Origin of the sequence: Serratia sp. C2(1), from assembly GCF_036352655.1 — a bacterium.
Taxonomy (GTDB): domain Bacteria; phylum Pseudomonadota; class Gammaproteobacteria; order Enterobacterales; family Enterobacteriaceae; genus Serratia; species Serratia inhibens.
Window position 1 is genome coordinate 108,135 of sequence record NZ_JAZFBA010000004.1, and the last position, 22,878, is coordinate 131,012.

Genomic DNA, 22,878 nt, shown 5'->3' on the forward strand with positions numbered 1-22,878 from the left:
TTTTTTTTTGCCAACGCCCGTGTGATTTTACCGCCGGCGACACGTTGAAATATGAGGGTTTACAATGAGCACGTTAGGCCATCAGTCCGATAATTCCTTAGTGTCCAACGCCTTTGGTTTCCTGCGCTTTCCGCTGAATTTCATGCCTTATGACAGCGATGCAGAGTGGGTCATCACCGGCATTCCATTCGACATGGCAACCTCCGGCCGCGCCGGTGGCCGTCATGGCCCTGCGGCGATCCGTCAGGTTTCCACCAATCTGGCGTGGGAAGGCAACCGCTGGCCGTGGAGCTTTGATCTGCGCGATCGTCTGAACGTGGTTGACTGCGGCGACATCGTGTTCAACTTCGGCGACGCTCAGGACATGAGCGACAAGCTGCAGGCGCACGCGGAGAAATTGCTGAAGGCCGGCAAACGCATGCTTTCATTCGGCGGCGATCACTTCGTCACGCTGCCGCTGCTGCGCGCGCACGCCAAACATTTCGGCAAACTGGCGCTGGTGCATTTTGATGCTCACACCGATACCTACGCCAACGGCAGCAAATACGACCACGGCACCATGTTCTTCCATGCGCCGAACGAAGGTCTGATTGATCCGAACCGCTCGGTGCAGATCGGCATTCGTACCGAGTTCGACCACGACAACGGCTTCACCGTGTTGGATGCCGCACAGGTTAACGATCGCAGCGTGGACGACCTGCTGACGCAGATCAAACAGATCGTCGGCGATATGCCGGTTTACCTGACCTTCGACATCGACTGCCTGGATCCGGCGTTCGCGCCGGGTACCGGCACCCCGGTGATCGGCGGCCTGACCTCCGATCGCGCGCTGAAACTGGTACGCGGCATGCAGTCGCTGAACATCGTCGGCATGGACGTGGTAGAAGTGGCGCCAGCCTATGACCAATCCGAAATCACCGCGCTGGCCGCGGCGACGCTGGGTCTGGAAATGCTGTATCTGCAAGCGGCCAAGAAACACGCCTAAAACGACGATAATGTTATTGAGCGGCGGGCTGACTTTGGCCTGCCGCGCTTAATCGCACCGTAGTAAGGCATACACAGCGGGTTTCTGTTCGCCTTAACGATAGGGTGTATTCCGGGGTTACGGAGAAACCATGCTCAGCAAACCATCTATACGTCTTAACAAATATATCAGCGAGAGCGGCATCTGCTCCCGCCGCGATGCCGATCGTTATATCGAACAAGGCAACGTTTTTATCAATGGCAAGCGCGTTGCGCTTGGCGATCGAGTGTTTCCAGGGGACGTGGTCAAGGTCAATGGCCAACTGATTGAACCCCGCAACGAAGACAACCTGATCTTCATTGCGCTTAACAAACCGGTGGGGATTGTCAGCACCACGGAAGAGGGCGAGAAAGACAATATTGTCGATTTCGTAAACCACAGCACCCGCATCTTCCCGATCGGCCGTTTGGATAAGGATTCGCAGGGCCTGATTTTCCTGACCAACCACGGCGATCTGGTCAACAAGATCCTGCGCGCCGGCAACGATCACGAGAAAGAATATCGGGTTACGGTCAACAAACCGGTGACCGACGATTTTATCCGTGGGCTGGGGGCCGGCGTGCCGATGCTGGGTACGGTGACTAAAAAGTGCAAGGTAAAGAAAGAAGCGCCGTTTGTTTTTCGCATCGTGCTGGTCCAGGGGCTTAACCGCCAGATCCGCCGTATGTGCGAGCATTTCGGTTATGAGGTCACGAAACTGGAACGTACTCGCATTATGAATGTGAGCATGGCCGGGCTGCCGCCGGGTGAATGGCGCGATTTAACCGACGACGAACTGGTCGAACTGTTTAAATCGATTGAGGATTCTTCCTCAGAAGCGAAACCGGCGAAGAAAGCCAAACCTGCGGTGAAAAAACCGGCCGGCGGTGCGCCGAAAAGCGCCGAGAAACCCGCCGGCAATGCGGCTGCCCGCAAGCGCTTTGCCCAACCCGGCCGCAAAAAGAAAGGCCGCTGAGGGGTCAATAATCCCCGTTAGCTGCCGCGCTGGGTGAGGTTTAAATAGCGATAATGAAACGCCCCCGATCGTGATGGTCGGGGGCGTTTTGTTTTAGGGGCTTGCTCGTGCCAACCAAAACGACAGACCCCATTCACCCCTTCTAATATATAAACTCACTATGAAACGCACGCCTGATATCGGTTTTTCATATCGGTGCATTTTTTCGTGATCCCTCCCACACTTGTTACTTTCAAACAACCTTTCATTAACATTTGCCGCTTTGCTCCCTTGACGAAAGTTTCGCCAGACTTATAGTGAGTGTATTAAATAAGAAACTGAGTTTCATATATGAAACAATCAGATAGAGGACAGAAGCAATGAGCTGGAAGAACGTCTGTGAAGTGTCTCAGGTGAAAGAAGATTTTCCTTTCTCCGCCAACGTGGAAGGGAAAGAAGTCGGGGTATATCTGATCGACGGCAACTATTACGCGCTGGAAGACGTTTGCCCACATGCCTATGCCTTGCTCAGCCAAGGGTTTGTCGATGACGGCAAGATCGAGTGTCCGTTGCACGAAGCGCTGTTCGATGTGCGTACCGGTCAGTGCCTGCGTGAGCCAGGCGGCCGCGATCTGCAAACCTATCCCACCCGGGTGATAGACAATCAAATACAAATCACCTTTATCACGGAGGAGTAATCATGCAGCACATCACCGATTTCAATCCCTGGCTGCCGGACACCCAACAGATGATCCCGGCACGCGTCGGCGGCAACGGTCAGATCCACCAACCGGGCCAGTTCCAGAATGTCATCTGGCAGAACCGCAGCCGGGTACCGGACGGTTTCGAAACCGCGCTGGTCGCGGCGTTGGAAGAGATCTTCGAGCAAGGTGCGGAAGCGCTTGAGCAGATCGTCAGTGCGCTGAACCAGCGCCGCCTGTTTGATCGCAGCGGCCAGCCGTGGAATGAGGCGACTTTCCGCGAATTCCTTCACGTTAACGGTTACTGAGCAGCCCGGGAGAAGGCAATGACAGCAAACACAACATCCTCCGCACAGACTTTGCAGGACTATCTCGATCAGGGGCTGCGCGGCATGTGGTACCCGGTGCTGGCCAGTTGGGAAGTGGGCAATAATCCGGTCGGCATTACGCGTCTTGAGCAGCAGATTGTGGTGTGGCGCGACGGTGAAGGCGCGATCCACGCACTGGAAGATCGTTGTCCGCATCGCGGCGCGCGTCTTTCGATGGGCTGGAATCTGGGTGATCGCATCGCCTGCTGGTATCACGGCGTGGAGGTCGGCGGCGACGGTACGGTTAAAGACGTGCCTGCGGTCGATCGCTGCCCGCTGGTGGGGCAAAAATGCCTGCGTTCTTACCCGGCCAAAGAGGCCTACGGCGCCGTGTTCCTTTATTTCGGCATCACCGCCGACGAAGCGCCGTCGGAGCTGACCTTCCCGGAAGAACTGGCGGATGATGTTTCCTACAGCAACTTCCTGTGCACCGCCAGCTGGGACTGCAACTATCAGTATGCATTGGAAAACGTCATGGATCCGATGCACGGCACCTACCTGCACTCCTCTTCGCATTCGATGGCGGAAGGGGATCGCAAGGCGGATATGGCGCTGGAACCGACCGATACCGGGTTCATCTTCAAGAAGAACGGCCAGATCGGCGTTAACTTTGACTGGGTAGAGTTCGGCAGCAGCGGCGCCTACTGGATGCGGCTGTCGATCCCGTACAAAAAACGTTTTGGGCCGGGTGGCCACTTCTGGATCATCGGCATGGTGGTGCCGGAAGATAAAGATCATTGCCGGGTGTTCTTCTGGCGTATCCGCAAGGTCAAAGACTGGCAGCGCGACATCTGGCGCTTTATGTATCGCAACCGTCTGGAAGCACTGCATTGGGACGTACTGGAACAAGATCGCATCGTGCTGGAGAACATGGCGCCAAACGCGCGTGGCCGTGAATATCTGTATCAGCATGACGTCGGCCTTTCCCGCCTGCGCCGCATGATGCAGAAAGAGGCGCAAAAACAGCTGGCGATCCTCGCCGAACAGGAGGTCGCGCAGTGAACGGCCTGTTGACGGGAAAACGCATTGTAGTGACCGGCGCGGCACGCGGTCTGGGCCGCAGCTTTGCCGGGGCCGTCGCCCAGGCGGGCGGCCGGGTGGTGATGTGCGATATTCTGGCGGATGAATTGGCGGACAGCGCTGCCAACCTGCGTGAACAGGGGGCCGAGGTGGAAACGCAGGTTATCGATCTGGCGTCGCCTGCTTCGATCGCCGCCACGTTCAGCGCCATTGCCGAAGGCGGTACGATCGACGGGCTGGTGAACAACGCGGCGCTGGCAACCGGCGTCGGCGGTAAAACCATGATGGAATACGATATCGATCTGTGGGATCGGGTCATGCAGGTTAACGTGCGCGGTACCTGGCTGGTGAGCCAGGCAGCGGTACCGCTGTTGGCGCAAAACCCGCATGCCAAGATCGTCAATGTGGCTTCGGATACCGCGCTGTGGGGCGCACCGCGCTTGATGGCCTACGTGGCCAGCAAAGGGGCGATTATCTCTATGACCCGCTCGATGGCGCGTGAGCTGGGCCCGCAGGGAATTTGCGTCAACGCTATCGCACCGGGTCTGACGCGGGTAGAAGCGACCGAATATGTCCCCGCAGAGCGCCACCAACTGTACGAACAGGGCCGGGCGCTGGCCGGGGCGCAACATCCCGACGACGTGAACGGTACGGTGCTTTATCTGCTGTCGCCGTTGGCGAATTTCGTGACCGGTCAACTGTTGCCGGTCAACGGCGGCTTTGTCTTTAACTAATCTACATTTTAGCCAGGAGCAGCACATGGCAGACGATCAAGCGTGTAAGTATCTGATCCCGGGGCTGGATCGCGGGTTACAGCTGCTGCTGGCGTTTGGCGAGCAGCACAAGGAAATGACCTTTGCAGAATTACATCGCCTGGTCGATATGCCGAAGGCGACCGCCTACCGCGTGGTGCAAACGCTGGAGCATCTGGGTTTTCTGGAGCGTAACCCGCGCACCAACACCTTTGCGCTGGGCATCAAGGTGCTGCGGCTCGGTTTTGAATATATCGCCTCGCTGGACGTGGCGCAGGCCGGCCAACCGGTGATCGAACAATTGCGCGATCGCAGCCAGTGCAGCAGCCATCTGGCGATCCGCGATGAGCGCGACGTGATCTACATCGCCCGCGTCAGCGCCGCCGGTTCGCAAATCAATCAGGTCAGCGTCGGCACTCGCCTGCCGGTACACCAGACTTCGCTCGGCCGCATGCTGCTGACCAGCGTCACCCGCGAAGAGTTCGAGCTGCTGTACCCGCAAGAACAATTGCCGGGCAGCGGGCTGGGCACCCCGGCGGATCGTGAAACCTTGTGGCAGATGGTCCAGCAGGACAAGGCGCGTGGCTATGTGATCGGCGAGTCGTTTTTCCGTCACGGCATCTCTTCGATCGTCTATCCGATCTTCAACCGCGAGCAGCGGGTTGAGGCCGTGGTCAGCATTATGGTGCCGTTCGATGAGATCCCGAAAGCGGATCGCGAGCGGCTACGCAGGGAAGTGCGGGACGCAGCGGAGAAAATCTCCGGCTTCCTGGGCGCACCGCCGCAGGCAAACGTCGGTTAACTGACGGCACCGACTCTTTTACTCAGGCAGGGATAAGGCCCACACCGATCGGGGGCCGGGGTTCGATCATGCCTGAAAAACGCATTCAGTGAGAACGTGAGGCACAATAATGAGCGTAACCGGAATCGAAAAGCTGGAATTTGGCGTCGAAGATCTGCCAACTTGCGAAAAATTCATGCAGGACTTCGGCCTGCAGGCCGCGCAGCAGCATTGGGGAGAACGCCGGCGCGAATTCACTACCCTGAGCGGTGCGCGCGTGGTGCTGCATCCGTTGCAGAGCGAAACATTGCCGGCGGCGTTCGAGGGCGGATCTACCCTGCGCCGCATGACCTGGGGCGTCGACAGCCCAAGCGAATTGGCGGCTCTGGCCCCCTTGCTGGCGCAGATGCCGGGTTTCCGCCAGGTGGGGGAAGAACTGGAGTGCCGCGATCCGAACGGCATGACGCTGCGCTTTAGCGTCAGCCAACAGCGCGATGTCGATTTGCCGGTATCGCCGATCAACCAATGGGGCGACGTGCGCCGCATCGATCAGCCCAGCCCGGTGTATGCGCAGGCGCAACCGATCAACATCGGTCACGTGGTGTTCTTCGTCGAGGATCTTGTCGCTACCGAAAAATTTTACTGTGACGTGCTGGGTTTTCAGGTGTCGGATCGCTATATCGATCGCGCGGTGTTCCTGCGGACCCAGGCGCGCGGCGGCCATCACAACCTGTTCCTGCTGAAACTGCCCAATCGCCCGCGTGGCCTCAATCATGTGGCCTTTACCGTACGCGACATCCACGAAGTGATCGGCGGCGGTATCGCCATGAACAAAGAGAAGTGGAGCACCTTCATCGGCCCCGGCCGCCACCCGATTTCCTCGGCCTATTTCTGGTATGTCAACAGCCCGACCGGCGGCGCATTCGAGTACTACACCAACGACGATTATCTGACCGAAAACTGGCAACCGCGCGAATTGGAGCACTCACTGGTGTCGTTCACCGAGTGGGCGGTGGAAGGCGGTATCGACCACGACACGCGTCGCCAGCAGAAAAAACCGGAGGCGTTATGAGCCGGCCAGTGCAGGCGGGCATCGTGATTATCGGCGGCGGGCAGGCCGGCGGTTGGGCGGCGAAAACGCTGCGCGATCGGGGTTACGCGGGCCGGCTGACGGTGATCAGCGACGAACCCTATGATTTTTACGAACGCCCGCCGCTTTCCAAGGCGGCGTTGCTGGACGGCAATGCGCCGCTCAGCAGGCTATTCAGCGAACAGGTGGTCGCGGGGTTGAACATCGACTGGTGTCGCCCGTTGCGTGCCGAAGCCATTGATGGGCAGCAGCAAATCGTCACGCTCAGCGACGGGCGGCAGTTGCAGTTTGATCAACTGTTGATCGCCACCGGCGGTCGGCCACGCCTGCCGGACGCCCGCTGGGCCAGCCATCCGCGGGTGATGACGCTGCGCTCCTGGGACGATGCGGCAAAACTGCGCCAGGCGTTGCAAGGGTGTCGCCAGTTGGCGATCGTCGGCGGCGGCTGGATTGGGCTGGAGATCGCCGCTTCCGCCCGGCGGCTCGGTGCCGAGGTGACGGTGTTTGAGCGCCAGCCCGCGTTATGCATGCGCAGCGTAGGCGCGGATGTTTCACAGGCGTTGCTTGAGCTGCATCAGCAGCAGGGCGTAACGGTACGCTGCGGCTGCGGCGAAATCTCTCTGGAAGATCGCGACGGCGCTGCGTGGATCGGCAGTGAAAGCAGCGATCCTCAGGCTTTCGATCTGGTGGTGGTCGGTATCGGCGTCGAGCTTAACCTCGAGCTGGCGCACAGCGCCGGGCTGAAGGTTGACGCCGGCATCGTGATCGACGGCCAGGGGCGCACCAGTCACCCGGCGATCTTCGCCGCCGGCGATGTGGCGCGCCACCCGACGCTTGGCCTGTGCCTGCAATCCTGGGCCTATGCGCAGAACCAGGCGATCAGCACCGCTTGCGCGATGCTCGATGCCTTCGCCGCCCCTTACAACGATGTGGCCTGGCTGTGGTCGGATCAATACGACACCAATATTCAGATCCTCGGCGTGCCGATCGGCGGAGTTCATCACGTGGTGCGTCGTACGCCGCAGTCGCAGGTGTTCTTTACGCTCAACGCCGACCGGCAATTGGTGCAGATGGTGGCGTTTAACGATGCGCGCACCATCAAGCTGGGCAAACGCTGGCTGGCCGGCGGGCGGGTGCTGGAGCCGCAGCAGTTGGCGGACGCGGAATTTTCTCTGATGGCGTTGAAATAACGCCCGAATCTCGGGAGCGTTTCATGACTACGCAAGACATTGACGCCCGCGTCGGACGGGTGGGGGACGCCGTTGCCGAAAATCCGCAGCAACGGGTGCGCTGGTCGGTGCCGATCGCGCTGTTCGCCTGCGTGCTGCTGGCGTTTTTCGACAAGATCAGCATTGCGGCGCTGTTTTCCGACAGCGAGTTCCAGCAGGCGCTGGGTATCAGTTTTGATCCGGCGCGGCTCGGCTTGCTGATGAGCGCGTTTTTGTTCTCTTACGGCATATCTTCCATGCTGTTGAGCGGCATTGGCGACCGGCTGAATCCGGTTAAGGTGCTGATCGGCATGATGGTGGTGTGGGGTGTGCTGATGGTGTTGATGGGGCTGTCCCGTTCTTATCACACCATGATGACGCTGCGCATCCTGCTCGGCATCGCGGAAGGGCCATTGCTGCCGATGGCGTACGCCATTATCCGCCAGGCATTCCCGCAGCGCTTGCAGGCGCGCGCCACCATGTTGTGGCTGCTTGGCACGCCGCTGGGGGCAGCGCTCGGTTTCCCGGTGACGCTGTATATCCTCAATACCTTCGATTGGCAGACCACCTTCTTCTTTATGGCGTTTCTGACGCTGCCGGTGATGCTATTGGTGCTGTTTGGCATGCGTCACCTGAACGTGGCGCGTCCGGTAGCCAAAACCGATGCGCAACCTGTGGCGGCGGAACGTAAACGGCAGCGCCGGGAACTGTTGCGCAATCCGCATTTCTGGATGATTTGCCTGTTTAACATCGCCTTCCTGACCTACCTGTGGGGCATGAACGGCTGGCTGCCCAGCTACCTGATCAAGGGGAAAGGCATACATCTGGAACACGCCGGTTACCTGTCATCGCTGCCGTTTATCGCCATGCTGCTCGGCGAAGTGGTCGGCGCCTGGCTGTCGGACAAGCTGGATCGTCGCGCGCTGGCCTGCTTTGTCTCGCTGTGCGGCGCCGGGCTGGGCCTGGGCGTGGTGCTGCATTTGCAAGGCACCTACAGCGTGATTGCCGCCATGGCCTTCAGCACCTTTATGTGGGGCGCCGGTGCGCCGAACATCTTTGCGCTGCTGGCGAAAGCGACCAGCAGCAAGGTCAGCGCCACCGCAGGCGGTATTTTTAACGGATTGGGCAATTTTGCCGGCGCGCTGGCGCCGGTGCTGATGGGGGCGCTGATCGCCGCCACCGGCAACATGGATAACGGCCTGCTGTTCCTGGTGGTGATGGCCTTTATCGGTAGCATCATCTTGCTGCCGTTGCTGAAAAAATACTGATTTATCTATGGTTACAGAGGAGTAACAACATGTCCCAGGTTGAGAAACAAGCCGGCGTCAAGCCGCAGGATCAGTCGATAGAGCATTGGGTGGAATCGCGAATCGCCCGCTTTGAAGGCCGCAAATATGACTGGAACGCGTTGAAGTTCCAGGCCGACTACGACCCGAAATACCGTCGCGCGCAGATGCGCTACATCGGCACCGGCGCAACCGGCGTGGTTAACGACACCAACACCATTCCGGCGGGAAACTTCACCTTCTCCACCATGGTATTGCCATCGAAATGCGAAGGCCCGCTGCACCTGCATGACGACGTGGAAGAAGTGTTCTTTATGCTGAAAGGCAGCATCACGCTGATGATCCAGGATGGCACGGAATATTACGAAACCAAGCTGAAGGAGCGCGATCTGATCTCGGTGCCGGCCGGCGTCTACCGTGGGTTGTTCAATCACGGCGAGGAAGAGGCGCTGATGTGCGTGATGCTCGGCACGGCCAAACCGGAAACGCCGACCTACCCGGCCGATCACCCGTTATCCAAAGTGAAGCGTAACTGATGAACGGCCTGGCGCAACGTCAGCAGCGGCGCTGCGGGGGGTACACCCTCAGTTGGCGCGAAGCGGGGCACGGCCGACCGGTGGTGTTGCTGCACGGCATCAGCTCCGGTTCAGCTTCGTGGATCAAGCAGTTTAACGACGCTGGGCTGACCGACAGTCACCGTCTGCTGGCCTGGGATGCTCCGGGCTACGGCGGCAGCCTGCCGCTGGCCGCCACCGAGCCGGACGCCGCCGCCTATGCCGCCGCGCTGGCGGCGCTGGTGAGCGAACTGGGGCTGGAGCAACCGCTGATTATCGGCCACTCGCTTGGCGCGTTGATCGCCGGCGCCTATGCCGCAGGCTATCCGGACGGGTTGTGCGGGCTGGTGCTGGCGGACCCCGCGCAGGGCTACGCCACGGCGACGGAGGAAAAACGGCGCCAGGTTTACGGCCAGCGCAAACAGATGATTGAAACGCTGGGGCCGCTGGGCTACGGCGAACAGCGGGCGGCCGCGCTGCTGAGTGAAAAGGCGTCGGATCAGGATATCGCCTGGGTGCGCAACGGCATGCAGCAGCTCGATCCCGAGGGTTTTCTCAGCGCCGCCTGGATGCTGGTCAACGAGGATATCGACCGCTATTTGGCGCGCTATCGCGGCCCGCTGGAAGTGTGGTGCGGTGATCAAGACCGTATCACGCCCCCCGAGGCGGCTGCGAGGCTGGCGCAACGGCATGACGCGCCTCTGCGCCTGATTGACGGCGCGGGGCATGCCAGCTATCTCCAGGCGCCGGCGCTGTTTAACCGTTATCTGCAGGATTTTACGGGAGCAATTCAACCATGAATTTTCAGCTTGAGGATCGGGTCGCGGTCGTCACCGGCGGCTCGTCGGGCATTGGCTTCGAAACCTTGCGTCTGCTGTTGGCGGAAGGGGCGAAGGTGGCGTTTTGCGGCCGCAATGCGGACAAACTGGCCGGCGCCGAAGCCAGCCTGCGCAATGAATTCCCGCAGGCGCAAGTGCTGGCGCTGTGCTGCGACGTGCTCGATGAGCGGCAGGTGGCGCAGTTCGCCGAACGGGTGACGGCGCATTTCGGCGGTGTGGATCTGTTGATCAATAACGCCGGCCAGGGATTTGTCGCCCATTTTGACCAAACGCCGCGCGCCGCCTGGCTGCATGAGGCGGAGCTGAAACTGTTTGGCGTGATTAACCCGGTGCAGGCGTTTTTACCGGCTCTGGAGCGCTCGGACATTGCCTCAATCACCTGCGTGAATTCGCTGCTGGCGTTGCAACCGGAAGAACACATGATCGCCACCTCGGCGGCGCGCGCCGCACTGCTAAACCTGACGCTGACGCTGTCGAAAGAGCTGGTGGCGAAAGGCATTCGCGTTAATTCGATTCTGCTGGGCATGGTCGAATCCGGCCAGTGGCGGCGGCGTTTCGAGGAGCGCAGCGACCAGGATCAAAGTTGGGAACAGTGGACGGCGGCGATCGCCGAACGGCGCGGCATTCCGATGAAACGCCTCGGTAAGCCGCAGGAGCCGGCGCGGGCATTGCTGTTCCTTGCCTCGCCGTTAGCGTCCTTTACCACAGGTGCGGCGCTCGACGTCTCCGGCGGCTTTAACCGCCATCTGTAACTGTTGGGAGCGGAGAAATGAAGAACATCATGATGATTGGTTACGGCGCGATGGCGAAGGAGGTGCTTTCCCGCCTGCCGGAGGGCGTCGACGTTGGCTGGATTGTGGCGCGTGCGGCTCATCATGCGGCTATCAATAGCGCCTTCGGCGGCAAAGTGCAGGCTTTGACGCACCCGGATCACTGTACCGGGCAGCCGGATCTGGTGCTGGAGTGCGCCAGCCAGCAGGCGGTAGCGGAGTTTGGCGAGGCGGTGGTGAAACGCGGCTGGTCGTTGGCGGTGATCTCCACCGGTGCGTTGGCGGATGCGGCGCTGCAGCTCAGATTGCAACAGGCCGGGCGGCAATATCAGGGACGGGTGATCGTGCTGTCCGGTGCGGTGGCGGGCATGGACGGGTTGGCGTCGGCGCGCGAGGGCGGGCTGGACAGCGTCACCTACCAGGCCAGTAAAAGCCCCGCCAGTTGGCGCGGCAGCCTGGCAGAAAAACTGATCGACCTCGATACGGTCAGCGAGGCGCGGGTGTTCTTTGAAGGGTCGGCACGTGAAGCGGCGCGGCTGTTTCCGGCTAACGCCAACGTGGCGGCGACCATCGCGCTGAACGGGCTGGGCATGGATGCTACGCGGGTGCGATTGCAGGTCGATCCGCATACCCGGCGCAATACTCACCGGCTGCAGGTGTGCGGCAGCTTCGGTGAGTTCCATATAGAGCTGAGCGGCAACCCGCTGGCGAGCAATCCCAAGACATCAACCCTGGCGGCGCTGAGCGCGGTACAAGCCTGTCGCCGTCTGATCGACGGTGGCTTTATTGCCTGAACGGCAGGAGCGGAGCATGGAAAAGTTAAAGATTTTTGTGGCCGGGCGCTGGTGCGAAGGCCGGGGCGATGAGATGGCCTCGGTATTCCCGGCCGACGGCAGCATCAATGCGCGGCTGAATGCCGCCAGCGTCGACGACGTGAATGAGGCGGTGGAAGCGGCGGAGCGCGCCTGGCGCGCCCCCGAGTGGCGCGGGCTGGTGCCGCACCAACGCGCCTCGATCCTCTATCGCGTCAGCAACCTGATTCTGGCGCAACAGGAACAGTTGGCGCAGTTGCAAACCCGCGACAACGGCAAGCCATTGGCGGAAACCCGTGGTCTGGTGGCCAGCGCGGCAGCCACTGCCCGCTATTTCGCTGCCGCCTGCGAAGTGCTGGAGGGCGAACTGCCCACCCAGCGCAGCGCCGAAGTGATGACCCTGAGCCAGTATCAGCCGATGGGCGTTATTGCCGCCATCACGCCGTGGAACTCGCCCATTGCCAGTGAAATGCAAAAGGTGGCCCCGGCGTTGGCGGCAGGCAATGCGGTGATCCTCAAACCGGCCGAAGCCACGCCGCTGATGGCGCTAAAACTGGCGGAGTTGTTTGAACAGGCCGGGCTGCCCGCCGGGTTGCTCAGCGTGCTGCCGGGCAAAGGATCGGTGATTGGCGAAGCGCTGGCGCGTCACCCGTTGGTGAAAAAGATTTCCTTTACCGGCGGCACCAGTACCGGCCGCCATCTGGCGCATGTTGCCGCCGAAAAACTGATCCCTACTTCGCTGGAACTGGGCGGCAAGTCGCCGACGATTGTGCTGGAAGACGCCGATCTGGAACAGGCGGCGCGCGGGATCTGCTACGGCATTTTCAGCTCTGCCGGCCAGGCCTGCATCGCCGGTTCGCGGCTGTTTGTACAGCGTTCGCTGTACCGGCCGCTGTTGGCGCGCCTGAGCGAACTGGCGGCCGGGCTGCGAGTGGGCAACCCGCTGACGCCGGGGGTGCACCTCGGCCCGTTGATTAACGACAAACATCGCCAGAGCGTGGCGGACTATGTGGCGCTGGCGCAGCAAGAGGGCGGGCGGGTCGTGATCGGCGGCGAAGCACCGACCGATCCGCTGCTGGCAGGCGGCAGCTATTACCTGCCGACGATTATCGAAGGGTTAAGCAACAGTGCCCGAACTTGTCAGGAAGAAATTTTTGGCCCGGTGCTGGTGGCGCTGCCGTTCGATGATGAACGGCAGTTGATCGAACAGGCCAATGACTCGGTGTACGGCTTGGCGGCCGGCATTTGGAGCCGCGACTTCCCACGGGCAATGGCGCTGGCGGAGCGATTGGAAACCGGCACGGTGTGGATCAATACCTACAAAACATTTTCTATTTCAACGCCTTTCGGCGGTTTCAAAGAGAGCGGTCTGGGCCGCGAAAAGGGTCTGAACGGCATCAAAGCCTACATGCAGCAGAAAAGCTTGTACCTGGCGCTGAACCATCAGGTGAACCGCTGGAGCGACTGAGAAACAGGTCAGGAAAAAATCTGTCGGGAACCCTACAACGAACACAATAAGAAGGCTGATGATGAGCGATAAAATAACGGTTGGTGAAGCGATAGCCCGAACGCTGGAGCAATACGGGGTGTCGGCGATGTACGGCATCATTTCTATCCACAATCTGCCAATTGCCGATGCGGTGGGGCAGCGCGAAAAAATCCGCTTCGTACCGGCACGTGGCGAAGCGGGGGCAGTCACTATGGCCGACGCTCACGGGCGCTTTTCCGGCCTGGGCGTGGCGCTGACCAGCACCGGCGCGGGCGCCGGCAATGCGGTCGGCGCGATGATCGAGGCGTTAAACGCCAACACGCCGCTGCTGCACATTACCGGCCAGGTGGAAAAAGCCTGGCTGGACGCCGATGCCGGGTTTATTCATGAAACTCGCGATCAGCTCGGTTTCCTGCGTGCCTGCTCCAAGCGCGCCTACCGGGTTAACTCCCCGGAGCAGGCGGTGGCGGTGATCCAGCGGGCGATCCTGGATGCGCAGACCCTGCCTTGCGGGCCGGTGGCGGTAGAGATCCCGATCGATATTCAAAGCAGCCTGGTATCCAGCTCGGTGTTGAGCCGGCCGTTAGCGCCCGCGCCGCTGCCGCCGGCGGATGACGATGCGGTAGAACGCCTGTATCGGCGAGTGAAAGACGCCAAACGGCCGCTGCTGTGGCTGGGGGGCGGGGCGCTGGCCTGCGGCGATGCGGTGCGCAAGCTGGCCGACGCCGGGGTGGCGGTGATCTCCAGCACCCACGGGCGCGGCATTCTGCCGGATAGCCATCCGCGCAGCCTGCGGGCGTTTCATAATTCACCAAGCATTGAGGCGATCCTGGCGCAGTGCGATCTGACGCTGGTGGCCGGCTCGCGCCTGCGCAGCAATGAAACCCGCACCTGGACGTTGCCGCTGCCGCGCCCATTGGTGCAGATTGATATCGATCCGGCGGCGGGCAACCGCAACTATCTGGCCGATGAGCAAATCAACGGCGACTGCGCCGCATTGCTTAACGCGCTGGCCGCCCGGTTGAATCCGGCGGAGAAGGTAAATGCCGACTGGGATGCCGAGATCGCCTCTGCGGTGCGGCAGGCGGAAAGCGCGCTGCGCGAGCAGTCGGGAGAATACGCCAAACTGAACGACGCCATTGCCGCCGCGTTACCGCAGGATGGGCTGTTGGTCCGCGATATCACCGTGTCCGGCAGCGTATGGGGCAGCCGTTTGTTCCGCGCCATTTCGCCGCTATGCAACATTCACTCGTTGGCCGGGGCGATCGGCATGGGCCTGCCGATGGCGATCGGCACCGCGATCGCTAACCCGCAGCGCAAAGTCATTGGGCTGGTGGGCGACGGCGGGCTGGCGCTGGGGCTGGGGGAATTGGCGACCATGGCGCAGGAGCAGGCCAATATCACGCTGCTTATCATGAACGACGGCGGGTATGGCGTGATGCGCGGTATTCAGGATAAATACTTTGCCGGCCGTCAGTATTACAACGAACTGCATACCCCGGCGTTTACGCTGGTCGCCGAGGCGATGGGGCTGAAGGCCTGGAAGGTGGACAGTGCGGCGCAGTTCAAGGGCGTGCTGGCGGAAGCGATTAACTACCCGGGGCCGTCGGTGGTGGAGGTGGACATGAACAGTATCGGGCCGCTGACCTTCGCCGGACCACCGCAAAAATCCTTGTATTAAGAGATAAAAAAACGCCCGGCTGAGGCCGGGCGTTGAGGTTTACTTGCCTGCGGCGATGCGATCGCGAATATGCTGCGCACGCTCTTCGGAGGCCGGGTGATCGTCGAACATGCTGCTCTGACGACCGGCTTCCATTTTCGCCAGTTTTTCAAAGCTGGTCACCAGGCCGTTAGGATCGATACCGCGTTTTTTCAGCAGGTCGAACGAATAATCGTCCGCTTCGCTTTCCTGTTTCTGCGAGAACTGGGCGTTAACCAGTTTTTCGCCCACATCCGCCAGTTGCGATTGCGACAGCGAACCTATGATGCCGCCGGTTGAGGATGCCGCAGTGCGCAGCGCCACGGTACCGTAAGCGACTTGCATCGCCTTGCGGGTATGGCCCAGCGCCACGTGGCCCATTTCATGGCCCAGCACGCCTTCCACTTCGTTGTCGGTCATCATGTCCATCAGCCCGCTGTAAACGCGGATACAGCCGTTGGCCATCGCCCAGGCGTTCACGTCTTTGGTAACGTAAACCTTGTAGTTGGCCGGCGTGCCATTGATATTGTCTCCCAGCGCCGCCGCGATTTTGTTCAGACGTTTGGCGTAGGTGCTGTCGGCTGGCGCGATTTGTGCCTTGCTGTCCATCTCTGCGCAGGATTTAACACTCAGGGTTTTTACGTCGTCATTGCTCAGCGTTGCCGCCTGAAACGCCTGCGCCCCAGACTGCATCAGCGTATCGGTATTCAGGTTTTGACAGCCGCTTACCAAAGTGGCAATGCTTAATGCAATCAAAGAAGTACGAATTTTCATAAGGCCATCTTCCTGTGATAGTAACAAGGGATAGTGCGATTGTAGTTTAGGGAAAATCTTGTCGCACGAGACTAGTGTACGTCAGCAATCGGGAGAATAGTGTTATTCCGAAAAACCGTCCGATCGTGCTAATAAGTTGTGAACTCGCTCTCATTTGGCATTAGGGATTGCCGTTTTAATGCTGAGTCTGAGAAAATAGAAAACTTGACTGATTTTTTAATCCGACCTGGAGTAAAACATGTCCTCTCGTAAAGAGCTTGCCAACGCCATCCGCGCACTCAGCATGGACGCCGTACAAAAAGCAAATTCCGGCCATCCGGGCGCACCTATGGGCATGGCGGACATCGCCGAAGTCCTGTGGCGCGACTACATGAACCACAACCCGACCAACCCGCACTGGGCTGACCGCGACCGCTTCGTGCTGTCCAATGGCCACGGCTCCATGTTGATTTACAGCCTGCTGCACCTCACCGGCTACGACCTGCCGATGAGCGAGCTGGAAAACTTCCGCCAGCTGCACTCCAAAACCCCGGGCCACCCGGAGTACGGCTACACCCCGGGCGTCGAAACCACCACCGGCCCGCTGGGCCAGGGCATCGCCAACGCCGTCGGTTTCGCCATTGCCGAACGCACCCTGGGCGCGCAGTTCAACCGCCCGGGCCATGACATCGTCGACCACCACACCTACGCCTTTATGGGCGACGGCTGCATGATGGAAGGCATCTCCCACGAAGTCTGTTCGCTGGCCGGGACCCTCAAGCTCGGCAAACTGACCGCGTTCTACGATGACAACGGCATCTCCATCGACGGCCACGTGGAAGGCTGGTTCACCGACGACACCGCCGAGCGTTTCGAAGCCTACGGCTGGCACGTGGTGCGCCACGTCGACGGCCACAACCCGGACGCCATCAAGGCGGCGATTGAAGAAGCCCGCAAGGTCACCGACAAGCCGTCCCTGCTGATGTGCAAAACCGTGATTGGTTTCGGCTCCCCGAACAAGGCCGGTACCCACGACGTGCACGGCGCTGCGCTGGGCGCCGCCGAAGTGGCCGCCACCCGCGAAGCCCTGGGCTGGAAATACGCCGCCTTCGAAATCCCGCAGGACATCTATGCCCAGTGGGACGCCAGGGAAGCCGGCCAGGCCAAAGAGTCTGCCTGGAACGACAAGTTCGCCGCCTACGCCAAAGCCTTCCCGGACCTGGCTGCCGAATTCACCCGCCGCGTGAACGGCGAACTGCCGGCCAACTGGAAAGCCGACGCGCAGAAATTCGTCGAGCAGCTGCAGGCCAACCCGGCCAACATCGCCAGCCGCAAGGCGTCGCAAAACGCGCTGGAAGCCTTCGGCAAGGTGCTGCCGGAATTCCTCGGCGGCTCGGCCGACCTGGCGCCAAGCAACCTGACGATGTGGTCCGGCTCCAAACCGCTCAATGAAGACCTGGCGGGCAACTACATCCACTACGGCGTGCGCGAGTTCGGCATGACCGCCATCACCAACGGCATCGCGCTGCACGGCGGTTTCCTGCCGTACTCCGCGACCTTCCTGATGTTCGTGGAATACGCCCGCAACGCGGTGCGCATGGCGGCGCTGATGAAAATCCGCAATGTGTTCGTTTACACCCACGACTCCATCGGTCTGGGCGAAGACGGCCCGACGCACCAGCCGGTCGAGCAAATCGCCAGCCTGCGCGTGACCCCGAACATGAGCACCTGGCGCCCGTGCGACCAGGTGGAGTCGGCGATTGCCTGGCAGTACGGCATCGAGCGCAACGACGGCCCGACCACGCTGATTTTCTCGCGTCAGAACCTGACGCAGCAGCCACGCACCGCCGAACAACTGGCGAACGTGTACCGTGGCGGCTACGTGCTGAAAGACTGCGCGGGTACGCCGGAAGTCATCCTGATTGCCACCGGTTCGGAAGTGGGCATCACGGTGGAAGCGGCGGACCAGCTGAGTGCCGCGGGCACCAAAGTGCGCGTGGTGTCGATGCCGTCGACCGACGCGTTCGACAAGCAGGATGCGGCCTACCGTGAATCGGTGCTGCCGGCGGCAGTGACGGCGCGCGTGGCGGTGGAAGCGGGTATCGCGGATTACTGGTACAAGTACGTGGGCCTGAACGGCGCCATCGTGGGCATGACCAGCTTCGGCGAATCGGCCCCGGCAGACCAGCTGTTCAAAGCGTTCGGTTTCACCGTGGACAACGTGGTGGCCAAAGCACAGGCGCTGCTGAAGTAAGTCACATAGTGGCGTGTTACCCAAGCCCGGCAACGTTGCCGGGCTTTTTATTGCCTAAAAATCGCCCAACCTCACAAAACGCGAAGATAAAAAATTAACGGCGTTGCTTAAGAACCAGGATTAACTATATGTTAATTTTTAGTTTCTTAAATGTAGCAAGAGGTTGATCATGTTGACAAGAATCAGTGCGTCTGTGGTTGCGATCGCGGTGCTGGGGGCAGCGCCTGCTTATGCCGACTTCCCGGCAGGCTACCCGGCTGACTATCAAAAAATAGTCGATGGCGCGAAGAAAGAAGGCAAGGTCGTCATCTATTCCACCACCGATATTAAAGCTGCCGGCCCGTTGATTCAGGGATTCGAAGCGCTGTATCCGGGCGTTAAAGTCGAATACAACGACATGAACAGCACCGAATTATACAACCGCTATATCAGCGAACAGGCGGCGGGCGGCACCAGCGGCGACGTGATTTGGAGCTCGTCGATGGACACCGCGCTGAAACTGGCGACCGACTACGCGCAAGAGTACGCCTCGCCGGAGCAGGGCCAACTGCCGAAATGGGCGGTCTGGAAAGAGAAGGCTTACGGCACCACCTACGAGCCGGTGGTATTCATCTATAACAAACGGCTGATCCCGCAGGGTGACGTACCGGATTCACACGCCGCGCTGGCAAAACTGATCGCCGGCCAGACCGACAAGTTCAAAAAGAAAGTCACCACCTATGACATCGAAAAGTCAGGGCTGGGTTTCATGTTGTCGGTACAGGATTCCAAGGCCGATCCGAACTATTTCGCTACTCTGGCTGACGTCGCCAAAGGCGGCCTGGCGGTGCAATCCTCCACCGGCACCATGATGGAAAGGGTGTCATCCGGTGAAAACCTGATCGGTTTCAACATTCTGGGCTCTTACGCCGAGGCTCGCGCAAAAACCGACCCTTCGCTCGGCATCTCTTATCCGAAGGATTACACGCTGGTACTGTCGCGCGTCTCCTTTATCAGCAAAGAGGCTGTCAACGCCAATGCAGCGAGACTGTGGCTTAACTACGTACTGTCGGAAAAGGGCCAGAGCATACTGGCCAATCAGGCGGACATACCTTCCATCCGCAATGACATCGAAGGCAAGAACGACATTGAAGGCATGACTAAAATGCTCGGCAATGCGCTGAAACCTATCCCGGTGGACGAGAGCCTGTTGGAGTATCTGCAGCCGGCCAAACGCCTGGATTACATTAAGCAGTGGCGTACCGCCGCGGCAAAATAATAACCGGATCCGGACGCGCGCCCTTTGGTCGTCGTCGTTTACAACCATTGGGATATTTTTATGGAAGCATGGCGCAGAAAGTGGCAAAGCCTGCCGCGCGGTTTGGTGGTGTTGATAACCGCATTGGTTATCTATGTGCCGCTGTCGTTTATCGTGATTCAAAGTTTCCTCTCCGCCCCCTTTTTCTCCCCCTCCAAGGTGTTCAGCCTTGAGGCGTTTCAGTTCATTTTTACCGACCCCGACTTTTACAAGGCGCTGAAAAGCGGTTTTATTCTGGCTTTCGGGTTGGTGGTGATCGCCATTCCGTTGGGGGGCATTCTGGCCTTTTTGATGGTCAGAACCGATTTGCCCGGCCGCCGCTTCATTGAGCCGCTGATCCTGGTGCCGATCTTTGTTTCCCCGATGGTGTTGGGGTTTGGCTACGTGGTGGCCGCCGGCCCGGTGGGTTTTTTCTCGCTGTGGGCGGAAGCGCTGCTGGGCTTCGTGCCGTGGAATATCTACTCGATGTCCAGCATCGTAGTCATCGCCGGGCTGACGCACGTTCCCCACGCCTATTTATACATTTCTTCGGCGCTGCGCAGCGTGGGTTCCGACGTGGAAGAGGCGGCGCGCACGGCGGGGGCTTCGCCTTTGCAAGTGATGACCGCCGTCAGTTTGCCGATGGTGCGGCCATCCATTCTCTATGCCGGCGTGCTGCTGTTCTTCCTTGGGCTGGAGGTGTTCGGCCTGATGCTGGTGCTGGGGGATCCGGAAGGCAACCTGGTGCTGGCAACCTACCTGTATCAACTGACCAATAAGCTGGGTACGCCGTCTTACCATCTGATGGCGGCAGTGGCGGTGGTGTTGATCTGCATCACCATTCCGTTGGTGATGCTGCAACGCCGTCTGATGCGCACCGCCAACCGTTTCGTTACCGTCAAAGGCAAGGCTTCGCAGGCCCGTGCGCTGCCGCTGGGTAAATGGCGCTGGGTCGCCGGTGCCGTGGTGGTGTTCTGGCTGACGGTCACCATCGGCGTACCCCTGGTGGGCGTGGTATTGCGTGCTTTTATCTCCAACTGGGGCGTGGGCGTATCCATCTGGGACGAGCTGTCGCTCAATACCTTCCGCACCATCTGGCAGCAGCCCAACCTGCTGCGGGCGATTGTCAACTCGATGGCGATTGGCGTGATCGGCGGCGCATTGGCGGTAGTTTGCTACCTGTTTATCGGTATCGCCATGCACCGCAAGCCCGACGGCGCGACCCGTTTCCTCGACTACAGCGTGCTGGTGCCGCGAGCGGTGCCGGGCCTGCTGGCCGGTCTGGCTTTCCTGTGGGTGTTCCTGTTCCTGCCGATGTGGCTGGATAAGTCGCTGAAAGAGGGCTGGTTGTCGGCATTGCCGGTGGCCGAGTGGCTGCGGGAGAACCTGATCGTCTGGTTGCGTTCCTTGCGCAGCACCATCTTCAGCGTTTGGCTGGCCTATACCGTGGTATGGATGGCCTATGGGCTGCGGCTGATTTCCTCCACGCTGTTGCAGGTCGGTCCTGAACTGGAGGAGGCCGCGCGCAGCGCCGGTGCGACCCGTGGCCAGATCACCCGACACGTCACCATTCCGCTGTCGCGCTACGGCCTGATTGGCTCGTGGCTGTTGATGTTCCTGATTTTTGAACGCGAGTATTCCACCGGGGTGTATCTGCTTTCTCCGGGGACGGAAACCATAGGATCGATGCTGGTTTCGCTGTGGGCGGCGGGTGCCATTGATATCGTTGCGGCGCTCTCCTTTATCAACATCCTGTTGGTGGTGTTAGGTCTGGGTATCGCGCTGCGCTTTGGAGTGAAATTACATGATTGAACTTTCGGTAGAGAACCTGCATTTGACCTACGGCGACAACCCGGTGCTGAAAGGCGTTTCGATGCAGTTGAAACGGGGCGAAGTGGTTTCGCTGCTGGGCCCGTCGGGCAGTGGGAAAACCACGTTGTTGCGTGCTGTAGCCGGGCTGGAAAAACCGACGCAGGGTCGCATTACCATCGGTAGCAATAGGGTTTACGATGGCACCGCTCGCAGTGAGATCCCGGCCGAAGAGCGCAACCTCGGGCTGGTGTTCCAGTCTTACGCGTTATGGCCGCATAAAACCGTGTTCGAGAACGTTGCCTACCCGTTGAAATTACGCAAAGTCGCCTCGACGGAAATCACCCAGCGGGTGCAGGGCGTGCTCGATCAGCTTGGGTTGGGGCTGCTGGGCAAACGCCATCCGCACCAGCTTTCCGGCGGCCAGCAGCAGCGTGTGGCGATTGGCCGGGCGTTAGTGTACAACCCGCCGGTGATCCTGCTCGATGAGCCATTGTCCAACCTGGATGCCAAGCTGCGCGAAGAGGCGCGGGTATTCCTGCGCGAGTTGATTATCAAGCTTGGCCTGTCGGCGCTGATGGTGACCCACGATCAGAATGAGGCGATGGCGATTTCCGACCGTATTTTGCTGCTCAACAACGGGAAAATCGAACAGCAGGGCACGCCGCAGGAAATGTACGGTTCACCTTCCACGTTGTTTACCGCCGAGTTTATGGGCAGCAATAACCGCCTGTACGGCAAGGTCACGGAGGTGAGTGACGGCAAAGCGCGTATCGAGGGTAAAGACTGGGCGCTGTGGGGCATGGCGGGCGCGGGGGTAAAAGCCGGCGAAGCGGGGACGGCGGTGATCCGCGTCGAGCGCGTGCGGCTGGGGGACGATCCTCAGGGTAATCAACTTGAGCTGCCGTTGTTGACCAGCATGTACCTTGGCGATCGCTGGGAATATCTGTTCCGCACGGTGGCCGAGGATTTTGTGGTGCGTGCCTATGGCAGCGAGGTGCGCGGGCAGGCGTTGTGCCGGCTATCTTTGCCGGCGGAGCATCTGTGGATTTTCCCCAAAGAATAATATCGGCAAGGCCGTACCCTGTTACCTACGGGGGCGGCCGTTTGGCTATAAATTCAGCATCCCGCCGTGCGCCTTTGGCGCTGCCTTAAGTCAAAAGTGTGCGCTAGATCATCTTATTCTCGCAAAACCTTCCCGCGTTGCCCACCGGCTTGCTGCACCTGTTCCTTTTGGCAAAACTTTGGTTTATGCTCGGCTGAAGCGTTTCAGTTGTAGCGGTATCTCGCAGAAATGCCCGAGTGACGCCGGTGAATTAGCGCCGGCAGGCAGGAATAATGTTACGCGACGATTCACAGCAGGCGGTGCGATACACTACTCTATGCAGGTTAGTCAGATAACCAGCCCGTGCCCTCTCGATGCCGGTGAACGCGCCCGGCGGAAGAAGGCCCTTTTTCA

General features: G+C 60.0%; 21 protein-coding genes. 20 read left to right on the forward strand and 1 reads right to left on the reverse strand.

Annotated elements, in window-relative coordinates; all coding sequences use genetic code 11:
- The first annotated feature begins 64 nt into the window (after positions 1-64).
- The 16 genes from speB to V2S86_RS20340 all read left to right on the forward strand — a co-directional run bounded on the left by speB (position 65) and on the right by V2S86_RS20340 (position 15,309).
- On the forward strand, positions 65-985 hold the full coding sequence (gene speB / locus V2S86_RS20265) for an agmatinase (RefSeq protein WP_004947828.1): 921 nt from the start codon (positions 65-67) through the stop codon (positions 983-985).
- Between the two features lie 130 nt (positions 986-1,115).
- The gene (gene rluF / locus V2S86_RS20270; protein WP_330763878.1) at positions 1,116-1,979 is read left to right on the forward strand and encodes a 23S rRNA pseudouridine(2604) synthase RluF; all 864 of its coding nucleotides are present in this window, start codon (positions 1,116-1,118) and stop codon (positions 1,977-1,979) included.
- Between the two features lie 359 nt (positions 1,980-2,338).
- Positions 2,339-2,656, forward strand: a complete 318-nt coding sequence (locus V2S86_RS20275; protein WP_330763879.1) for a non-heme iron oxygenase ferredoxin subunit — start codon at positions 2,339-2,341, stop codon at positions 2,654-2,656.
- Positions 2,657-2,658: 2 nt separating this feature from the next.
- The gene (locus V2S86_RS20280) at positions 2,659-2,967 is read left to right on the forward strand and encodes a recombinase-like helix-turn-helix domain-containing protein (RefSeq protein WP_330763880.1); all 309 of its coding nucleotides are present in this window, start codon (positions 2,659-2,661) and stop codon (positions 2,965-2,967) included.
- Positions 2,968-2,985: 18 nt separating this feature from the next.
- Positions 2,986-4,029 (forward strand): aromatic ring-hydroxylating dioxygenase subunit alpha, encoded by a 1,044-nt coding sequence (locus V2S86_RS20285; RefSeq protein ID WP_330763881.1) that lies wholly within the window; start codon positions 2,986-2,988, stop codon positions 4,027-4,029.
- On the forward strand, positions 4,026-4,781 hold the full coding sequence (locus V2S86_RS20290) for an SDR family oxidoreductase (RefSeq protein WP_330763882.1): 756 nt from the start codon (positions 4,026-4,028) through the stop codon (positions 4,779-4,781). The genes V2S86_RS20285 and V2S86_RS20290 overlap by 4 nt, the downstream gene beginning before the upstream one ends.
- A 25-nt stretch (positions 4,782-4,806) precedes the next feature.
- On the forward strand, positions 4,807-5,601 hold the full coding sequence (locus tag V2S86_RS20295; RefSeq protein ID WP_330763883.1) for an IclR family transcriptional regulator: 795 nt from the start codon (positions 4,807-4,809) through the stop codon (positions 5,599-5,601).
- A gap of 109 nt (positions 5,602-5,710) precedes the next feature.
- Positions 5,711-6,652 (forward strand): VOC family protein, encoded by a 942-nt coding sequence (locus V2S86_RS20300; protein ID WP_330763884.1) that lies wholly within the window; start codon positions 5,711-5,713, stop codon positions 6,650-6,652.
- Positions 6,649-7,860: an NAD(P)/FAD-dependent oxidoreductase gene (locus V2S86_RS20305; RefSeq protein WP_330763885.1), complete on the forward strand. Its 1,212-nt coding sequence runs from the start codon at positions 6,649-6,651 to the stop codon at positions 7,858-7,860. Before V2S86_RS20300 ends, V2S86_RS20305 begins: the two co-directional genes overlap by 4 nt.
- Before the next feature lie 23 nt (positions 7,861-7,883).
- Positions 7,884-9,146 (forward strand): MFS transporter, encoded by a 1,263-nt coding sequence (locus tag V2S86_RS20310; protein ID WP_330763886.1) that lies wholly within the window; start codon positions 7,884-7,886, stop codon positions 9,144-9,146.
- 29 nt (positions 9,147-9,175) lie between these two features.
- Positions 9,176-9,700, forward strand: a complete 525-nt coding sequence (locus V2S86_RS20315; RefSeq protein WP_012146663.1) for a cupin domain-containing protein — start codon at positions 9,176-9,178, stop codon at positions 9,698-9,700.
- Positions 9,700-10,518 carry an alpha/beta fold hydrolase gene (locus V2S86_RS20320; protein ID WP_330763887.1) on the forward strand — a complete coding sequence of 273 codons (819 nt, stop codon included), beginning with the start codon at positions 9,700-9,702 and terminating at the stop codon, positions 10,516-10,518. The genes V2S86_RS20315 and V2S86_RS20320 overlap by 1 nt, the downstream gene beginning before the upstream one ends.
- Positions 10,515-11,309, forward strand: coding sequence for an SDR family oxidoreductase (locus V2S86_RS20325; RefSeq protein WP_330763888.1), 795 nt, complete (start codon positions 10,515-10,517; stop codon positions 11,307-11,309). Before V2S86_RS20320 ends, V2S86_RS20325 begins: the two co-directional genes overlap by 4 nt.
- A 17-nt stretch (positions 11,310-11,326) precedes the next feature.
- Entirely contained in the window at positions 11,327-12,121 is a 795-nt protein-coding gene (locus V2S86_RS20330; protein ID WP_330763889.1) for an aspartate dehydrogenase, read from the forward strand.
- A gap of 16 nt (positions 12,122-12,137) precedes the next feature.
- Positions 12,138-13,607, forward strand: a complete 1,470-nt coding sequence (locus tag V2S86_RS20335; protein ID WP_330763890.1) for an aldehyde dehydrogenase — start codon at positions 12,138-12,140, stop codon at positions 13,605-13,607.
- A 61-nt stretch (positions 13,608-13,668) separates the two neighbouring features.
- Positions 13,669-15,309, forward strand: a complete 1,641-nt coding sequence (locus V2S86_RS20340) for a thiamine pyrophosphate-binding protein (protein WP_330763891.1) — start codon at positions 13,669-13,671, stop codon at positions 15,307-15,309.
- A 39-nt stretch (positions 15,310-15,348) separates the two neighbouring features.
- On the opposite strand, the gene V2S86_RS20345 is transcribed toward V2S86_RS20340, so the two are convergent.
- Positions 15,349-16,101 carry a M48 family metallopeptidase gene (locus V2S86_RS20345; protein WP_004947785.1) on the reverse strand — a complete coding sequence of 251 codons (753 nt, stop codon included), beginning with the start codon at positions 16,099-16,101 and terminating at the stop codon, positions 15,349-15,351.
- Between the two features lie 238 nt (positions 16,102-16,339).
- Between V2S86_RS20345 and tkt the strand changes: the two genes are divergently transcribed.
- The 4 genes from tkt to V2S86_RS20365 all read left to right on the forward strand — a co-directional run bounded on the left by tkt (position 16,340) and on the right by V2S86_RS20365 (position 22,485).
- Complete coding sequence (tkt, locus tag V2S86_RS20350; protein ID WP_330763892.1) at positions 16,340-18,334, forward strand: transketolase; 1,995 nt, start codon at positions 16,340-16,342, stop codon at positions 18,332-18,334.
- Between the two features lie 169 nt (positions 18,335-18,503).
- On the forward strand, positions 18,504-19,592 hold the full coding sequence (locus V2S86_RS20355; RefSeq protein WP_330763893.1) for an ABC transporter substrate-binding protein: 1,089 nt from the start codon (positions 18,504-18,506) through the stop codon (positions 19,590-19,592).
- A 60-nt stretch (positions 19,593-19,652) separates the two neighbouring features.
- On the forward strand, positions 19,653-21,422 hold the full coding sequence (locus V2S86_RS20360) for an ABC transporter permease (protein ID WP_330763894.1): 1,770 nt from the start codon (positions 19,653-19,655) through the stop codon (positions 21,420-21,422).
- Positions 21,415-22,485: an ABC transporter ATP-binding protein gene (locus V2S86_RS20365; RefSeq protein ID WP_330763895.1), complete on the forward strand. Its 1,071-nt coding sequence runs from the start codon at positions 21,415-21,417 to the stop codon at positions 22,483-22,485. The genes V2S86_RS20360 and V2S86_RS20365 overlap by 8 nt, the downstream gene beginning before the upstream one ends.
- The last annotated feature ends 393 nt before the right edge of the window (positions 22,486-22,878 follow it).